The sequence below is a fragment of the Pseudoalteromonas sp. McH1-42 genome (genome assembly GCF_022347845.1).
GTDB classification, from domain to species: Bacteria; Pseudomonadota; Gammaproteobacteria; order Enterobacterales; family Alteromonadaceae; genus Pseudoalteromonas; species Pseudoalteromonas rubra_D.
The window spans coordinates 45,859-54,068 of the sequence record NZ_JAKRFU010000029.1 but is presented as its reverse complement, the minus strand read 5'-3'; the positions used below and the strand labels follow the sequence as shown (position 1 = coordinate 54,068).

Annotated in this window: 1 protein-coding gene; it reads right to left on the bottom strand. The window is 51.8% G+C overall.

What is annotated here, in order from left to right:
• Positions 1 to 8,121, bottom strand: an 8,121-nt coding sequence (locus MHN31_RS21180) for a non-ribosomal peptide synthetase (RefSeq protein WP_239445253.1), incomplete at its 3' end; no start/stop codon positions are given.
• Between the last annotated feature and the right edge of the window lie 89 nt (positions 8,122 to 8,210).

Sequence of the window (8,210 nt, the reverse complement as noted above, 5' to 3'; positions counted from 1 at the left end):
TTTAAGGATGGCCAGCACCGCCACCATCATTTCCAGCGAGCGGCCCACACACAGACCCACCAGCGTATCCGGGCCTACCTGATGCTCAGCCCGTAAATAGTGTGCCAGCTGATTGGCGCGTTCATTAAGCAGATGATAAGTCAGAATGTCATCATCATAGCTGACAGCAACACGGCCCATGGTTTTCGCGGCCTGTTGCTCAAACAGTTGGTGTACCGAAGCTTGTGGTAAGGCCACAGCCGGCCCTTGCTGTGCACTCAGTAACGCCTGGCGCTGCTCGGCAGAGTACGCTGTCCACTGAGCCGGTGATTCTTCGGAATCTCGCATTGCGTGGTGCAATAAGTTATCGATGGCAGTATTCATCAGATCAGCCACCAGCGCCAATGGAACGCGCGCATCAGCCTGGAAGTCGAGGGTGAACTCATCACCAAAGTCATTGACCGACAGATCCAGCGGATAGTTGCTGCGTTCACGTACTGCAGCAATGTCATAAAGGCTGCTTTGTTGCTCATCGAGGTTTTCGGAGTGGCGGAAATTCAGCGTGGTGCTGAACAAGGGCGAACTGGCATCAACCTGAGAGTGGCGCTGCGCTTCGGCCAGTGCCACCTGCTCGTAAGGGATCAATCCCTGCAGCTGATCATGTACCTGAGTCAGCAAGGCTCTGGCATCTACATTGGCCAGCTGTACGCGCACCGGCAAGGTATTGATAAGCATACCCAGCATGCGTTCTACGCCCGCTTCACCACTCATACGCCCGGACAATACAGTACCAAATACCACATCCTGCATATTACAGCAGTGGCTCAGCACCTGTGCCCAGGCAGCATGGAACAACACCGCCGGACCCATTTGTAACTGCCGCGACAGCTGACGAATACGTTCACCCTGCTCTGCTGCCAGCGCATAGCTGAGCTCCTGCGAATTCGACCCATCACCCAGCGTATCTGCCAGGCCAAAAGGTAAAGTTGGCGTATCAACATCTCCCAGACGCGCCGAGAAAAATGCCGCACTGTCGAGGGTGTTGGCAATGTGTTGTGATTTGGCAACGAATTCGCGATACGGTACTTGTGGCGGTAAACTAGCCTGCTCGCCCGCCACACACATGGCCAGCTCTTCCAGGATCAATTCAACCGACACATGGTCAGTGATCAGGTGGTGATGTTTAAACAAAGCATGCACTTTACCACTGTGCTCATCCCGAATAACCTGCATGCGTACCAGCGGTGCCTGCTCTACATCGATTTTATGATTACCATGCTCAACGAACTCATTAAATGCGGCCAGCACATCTTGCTCAGCACCGAAGTCCAGCCACTCAACCAGACTGCCCACCTCGCGCTGCACCACCTGCACCGCCTGTTCACGGCCGCGCCAGAGGATCACACTGCGCAAAATATCATGACGAGCAACGACCTGCTCCAGAGCCGCAACGAAAGACTCAAACTTTGCCTCATCTGCAAAGGTCAGTACCGCAGAAATCACATACGGGTCAAACTCCTGCTGCAATGAGTGTGCAAATAAAATGCCTTCCTGCAGTGGTGCCAGCGGGTAAATATCCTGAATGTTTGCCATGCCACCCGGCACCTGCTCAGACAAGGTATCAATATCGCTTTGACTCAGGCTGATCAGAGGTAACATCTCAGGTGTAATGGCTGTGGTGTCAGCCGTTATGCCATTTGCGGGCACTTGCCAGCTATGCTGTGCTTCCAGCGTACTGACAGTTGAGGCCATTTCGGCCAGCGTCTGGGCTTTAAAGATAGCCGCCGCTTCTGCCGTATACCCGGCCTGTTTAAGGCGGGCATGGATCTTCATGACCAACAAGGAGTGGCCGCCCAACTCAAAGAAGTTCGCGGTACGACTGACTTTGCTTGTTTCAATACCAAGTAGCTGTGACCAAATCTCACTCAGCAGGCATTCAATATCGCCCTGTGGTGCCTCGTACTGGCCCTGTCCTGCGGCCATATCAGGCTCTGGCAGCGCACGCTTATCAATTTTACCATTCGCATTCAAAGGCCACTGCATCATAGCCACAAATGCGCCGGGAACCATGTAAGCCGGTAAACTATCACCCAGCGCCTCACTTAACCAGTGACTCAGCGTCTGGTCTTCAGGCACCTGAACCGCAGGCTCGACATAGGCCACTATCATGGCATTGTTACTAAGATCTTTGCGGGCAACGACTAGTGCCTGCTCAACCTGCTCCAACGCATTCAGCGTGTGCTCGATTTCACCCAACTCTACGCGGAAACCCCGGATCTTAATCTGGTCGTCTACTCGTCCGACGTACACAATCTCGCCCTGTTCATCATAACGCACCAGGTCGCCAGATCGATATAAGCGCTGAGGCTGTCCCTCACGCCCGGCAAAAGGGTTTTCAATGAAACGCTCAGCACTAAGCTCTGCCAGGTTGAGATATCCCAGCGCCAGTCCATCACCACCGAGGTAAAGTTCACCAACAGATCCAACAGGCAGAAGTTGCTGTTGTGCAGACAAGATATAACAACGGTCTCCACAAATTCCGCGGCCAATCGGCAACACGCCTCGCGCGATATCGTCGTTGTTAACCGCGTACCAGGTCGAAAAAGTGGTGTTTTCTGTCGGTCCATAGACATGAACAAACCGACAATCTGGGTTGCTGCTCAGTGCCTTTTCCCAGCTATTAAGACGAGCAGCCTCACCGCCAGACAACACGCAACGCAATGAATCCTGGGTAACGCCGGTACGGCTCCATTCATCAAACAACCCGGTCGTCAGGAACATATCAGTGATCTGCTGCTCAAAAATCACCTCGTCCAGACGAGACACGGTTAAAAACTCATCCGGGAACAGCACACAGCGACCGCCGTTAAGTAGCGGCCCCCAAATTTCTATGGTCGCAGCATCAAAGGCAATGTTGGCACATTGTAAGAAGGCTGTCTCACCACCGAGCTGAATAAAGTCAGGGTTATCCACCAGGCGTACGACCGCCCGGTGTGGTGTCATTACCCCTTTAGGATTACCCGTTGAGCCTGACGTGTAAATGATATACGCCAGAGACTCTGGCAATTGAGTATTGGCATACAGCGGATTATCAGTACCATACTGCGCAAAACGTGCACTATGGGTGTCCACAGCCAGTAATTCGGCATCGCTAAATGCCAGTCGCTCACTTAGCGCCTGCTCCGTCAATATCACCTGTGCACCGCTGTCCGACAGCATAAACTCCAAACGGGACTGAGGGTAATTAGGCTCTAATGGCAAATAGGCACCACCGGCTTTCAATATCGCCAAAGTGGCAACCACCATCTGAATGGAGCGACCAATACACAAGCCTACTAAAGTGCCATCAGCAACCTTATGTTGCTCACGTAAGTAATGTGCCAGCTGGTTTGCCTGAGCATTCAGCTCACCATAGCTGAGTGTCTGCTCATTGAGTTGTAGCGCAATGGCGTCCGGCGTTGCTGCGGCCTGTGCTTCAAACAACTCTTGGATCTGCATGTCGCTGCGATACCAGGGCGCACTCGCCTGCCACTGCACCAACTGATGTTGCTGTGCCAGCTCAGGCAGCACGCTGTAAGAGACGGGCTGATCCGGTGTTTCTTCTAATGCTGTCACAAGCTGCGTCAGCGCGTTGGTGAGATAAGCTGCAACCTGCTGTACTTCGACCTGCTGATCGATTTGATACTCAAGCGAGAAACCTTGTCCCAGGTCGTTAACTGACAAACCGAATGGGTAGTTGGTGCGCTCTTTGGCACTCAGCAAAGTCCAGGCAGCATTATCCTGCTGCAGCGCGGTCATATCATCCTGTGTCGCAGAATGACGGTAGTTCAGCATGGCGCTAAACAGCGTTGCACCGCTGGCAAGACCGCTATATTTTTGTGCTTCAGCGAGCGATACCTGCTCATAGGGCAGCAATGCTTTAAGGCTCTGATCAACTCGCTTAAGTTGCGCCAGCACCGGGGCATCATCCAGAGAAACACGCAATGGCAGAGTGTTTATCATCATCCCCATCATGCTCTCAATACCCGCCAGACCATTCATCCGACCCGACATAACACTGCCAAACACCACATCCTGCGTGCCACAACAGGCCGCAATCACCTGTGCCCAGGCCAGGTGGAACAGGGCTGCCGGACTCAATCTTTCACGCCGTGCCAGGGTACGGATTGCCTCACTCAGCTCAGCCGGTAATGTGTCATGATGATCAACGATAGTCTCACCATTGCCAGTCACTTCACTCAAATCAAAGGGCAAGGTGGGGGTTTCTATGTCGCTCAGCTGCGCCGAAAAGAACCCGGCAACATCCAGATTACGATTGTGCTCCAGGGTATGGGCAATAAAGGCACGATAAGGCAAAGGCGCAGGCAGTGCGCTATCAGGCTCATCACATAGTTGCTGTAACTGAGAAACTAAAATGTCCAGTGATACATGGTCGGTCGTCAAGTGGTGGAAAGTCAGCAATGCATAGTGCTTGCCCTGCTCATCGGCCTCCGTGATCGCCAGCTTGATCAATGGAGCCGCTTCCAGATCTAATGTATGCGGATGCTCCGCTACGTAGGCTTCAAAAGCCGTTTTAACCGGTTGCTCAGTATCGAACACCAAATGTGACACACTTAACTGTGCCTCTCGCAGTACGACCTGCAACGCCGTTTCGCGCTCGCGCCACATCACTGCCGTACGCAGCACATCGTGAGTCGCAACCATATGTTGCAATGCCCGCTGGAAATTCGCTAACTGCTTGGCTCCTTGAAACTCAAATGCCGCAGTCGTGACATAAGGGTCTGAATGCGTATTCAGGGTGTGCACAAATAGCACCCCTTCCTGAAGGGGCGCTAAAGGATAAATGTCAGCAATATTACTATGTTCACCCGGAATTTTTGCCGCAATTTCGTCAATTTCCTGCTGATTCAGCTCGACCAGATTTAGCATCTTGGGGGTCACCCGCGCACAGTCTGCCGGGATAGCGTTAACAGGCACAGTAAAGGCCTGAGACTGTTTGCCCTGCTTATCAAGCAGTTCAGCCATCTCCCGAAGCGACGCAGTGGCAAACAAATCATGCACCCGCGCTTGCCAGCCCAGACCCTGAAGCTGACTGGCCAACTGCATCAATAACAGTGAATGTCCCCCAAGTTGGAAGAAGTTCGCAGTCGCGCTCACCTCGTCTACTTTGAGTAACTCAGACCACAGAGCAGCCAGCGTAACTTCCGTGTCGGTTTGCGGCGCCAGATATTCTCCCTGCAAAGCGATGGTTGTGCTGGCCAGCAGTGCTTTCTTATCGATTTTTCCGTTTGGGGTCAGTGGCCACTGGGTTAGTAAAGTAAAATGACCTGGCACCATGTGTGCTGGCAGCTCTTGCTCAAGTTCCCGTTGCAGAGCAAAAACAAATTCAGCCTGTTCTGATCCTGTCACTGGTTGCTCCGGGATAACACAAGCCAGTAGTTGATTCGTGCCACCCTGACGCTTCGCCAGTACCACACAAGAGTGCACCGCCGACAGTTTATTCAGGCCATGCTCAATCTCACCCAGCTCGACACGAAAACCTCGCACCTTCACCTGATCATCGGCGCGGCCAACGAACTCCAGCTCACCGTTTGGTAAGTAACGAACCAGATCGCCACTGCGATACAAACGCTCTCCAGTCTTCTGATTTTGTTGGTAAAATGGGTTGACTACAAACTTATCCTGGCTCAATTCAGGACGATTCAGATAGCCCTGAGCCAGCCCGGCACCGCCGATGTACAACTCACCAATAGAGCCAATCGGCAGCATTTTTTGATATTCATCCAGAACAAACAAAGACACATTGTCGAGCGCTTTGCCGATACGAATAGGGTTGCCGGGCGACAACTTGCAAACCGTGGCACAGACTGACGCCTCTGAAGGACCATACGCATTATAGAATCCATAACGGGCAGACCATAAGTCCATCAGTTCCTGCTCGCAGGCCTCACCAGCCACAATAAGGCACTGAAGCGCATAGTCATCACGGCATTCCATGGTCGCCAGAAATGCCGGCGGTAAAGTCACATGAGTGATCTGCTGTTGGACAAATAAATCAGCCACCTTTGCTGGCTCAAGGCGCGCTTCATCACTGCTGATCACTAAAGTCGCCCCGTTTAGCAGCGCCATCACCCAGTCCCAGGTGCCTGCATCAAAACTGATCGAGGCATAATGTAAGACCCGGCTTTGTGCCGTGATAGCGAATCTGTCTTGCTGGTTTTGCGCCAGATTGACGATCCCCTGATGAGTACACATCACGCCTTTCGGTTTACCCGTCGAGCCCGAGGTATAAATCAGGTAGGCCAGTTCATCGCTGTGTTGCTGTATCTCTGTACTGAGGTTGCTCTGGCTAAACTGTGCCCATTCGCAAGCCTTTGGTTCAGTAGCTACATTTTCCAGCGAAATCACTTTGTCAGCGGCAAACGCCACCGACTCTCGACAGCGGGAATTAGTGAGGATCACGCTCACCGCAGAGTCTTCCATCATATAAGCAAGACGGTCTGCCGGATAATTGGGGTCCAGTGGTACATACACCCCGCCCGCTTTCAACGTGGCAAGGATCGCGATCATCATCTCAAGTGACCGGTTAATGCAGACACCCACATAGCTGCCCGGCATCACTCCCTGGTGCACCAGGTAATGGGCCAGTTGATTGGCTCGTTCATTCAGCGCCTGATAGCTCAGTGATGTGTCTCCAAACACCAAGGCTGACTGCTCAGGGGCGGCAGCAACTTGTTGCTCAAATACCTGCTGGATAGTCAGCTGAGAGGCATAGTCGGTCTGGTTGCCGTTCCAATCAAACAGCTGCTGCTCGATTTCCTGCTCGGTTGCCAATGCGTAATCACCAATCAGCATGGTTGGATTGGTCACAACATCTGCAATCATGGTAGTCAGACGGCTGACATGGCTATCTATTTCATCGTCATTGAAGAAATTACGATCAAAATTAAACTCGACATGAACGTTATTAATATTATCATGACTGCGCACATAAATAGACAAAGGATATGAGCCGAATCCGCTGTTCAGTACGGCCTTATGGCTAGTCACTTCGCCAAACTGGGTATCCGAAGGATGCTCTTCTACAGACAGCTGAATATCGAACAGCTGGCCTTCGCCGTCATTCAGCGGTCTGAGGTCACGAATGATTTCGTGCAGCGGGTACTTCTGATATTTGTAGCTGCGTTTGAGCTCGGCAGCGACCGATTTGAAGGTATCGGCGAAACTATCAGTACGAGAAAATGCCACACCAACGGGGATTACTGACGCCATCATGCCGATAGTCTGACGTAGCTTGGCTGAACTACGATTGTGCACCGGCATACCGATATGGACCAGATCACGTTTATCGTTCATCTGTGAAAAATAGACGGCGATCAGAGTTGTGAAAAAGTGCGTAGCTGAACAGCCATACCGTGCGGCAACAGCCCCTATCTGATTGTATTGTTGCTGCGTAAATTCGTATTCGCGACGCGCGAATGGCTGATCATCAAACTGATTAGTTTTCTTCAGCAACAATGGTTCGGGTAAAGTAGCAAACTTTTCCTGCCAAAAAGCCTGGTCTTTTTCGAACCGGCTGCTCTGCCGGTAAGCCAGGTCTTTTTCAATAAATTCACTATAGAGTGGACGCTCAGGAACCTCTCTGAGAAAGCGACCTTGTCCATCCATTGCCAGATACGTTTCGCTGAGGTATTCAATAAATAAACTGCCCGCGATGCCATCCACTATCAAATGATGGAACACCATGCACATGGCACTTTCTTGCTCGGAGATTTTTAACCAGTGAATACGCCATAAACAAGGACCATAAATATCAATGGGCGTAGACATTTGATTTTGACAGTAGTCTGCCGCACGCTGATGCGCATCCGGGTAGCCACTTAAGTCAATACACTTCCAGTCCAGTTCCAGATCATCATTGATAATTTGCGACGGCTGTGTATCTTCCAGCACCAGATTGATCCGATAGGCGTCGGTATGTGCGACAACGTGATCCAGTGCATGTTTAAAGCGTACCGGGTCCAAGGCCCCCGTCAACACAAACCGACCCCCAACGTTATACAGCGGGGACTCACTTTTGAATACTTGTTCCATCCAGACAGGTTGCTGGGATGATGTCAGGGGATAACGTCTATTACTCATGATTGGTCTATCCATACTCACTGGCCCCTCTGTGCGGGAACCTTGATAATACTCTGGCCCTAAGGCAATGCCTTTGAGCCTCGCCCGAA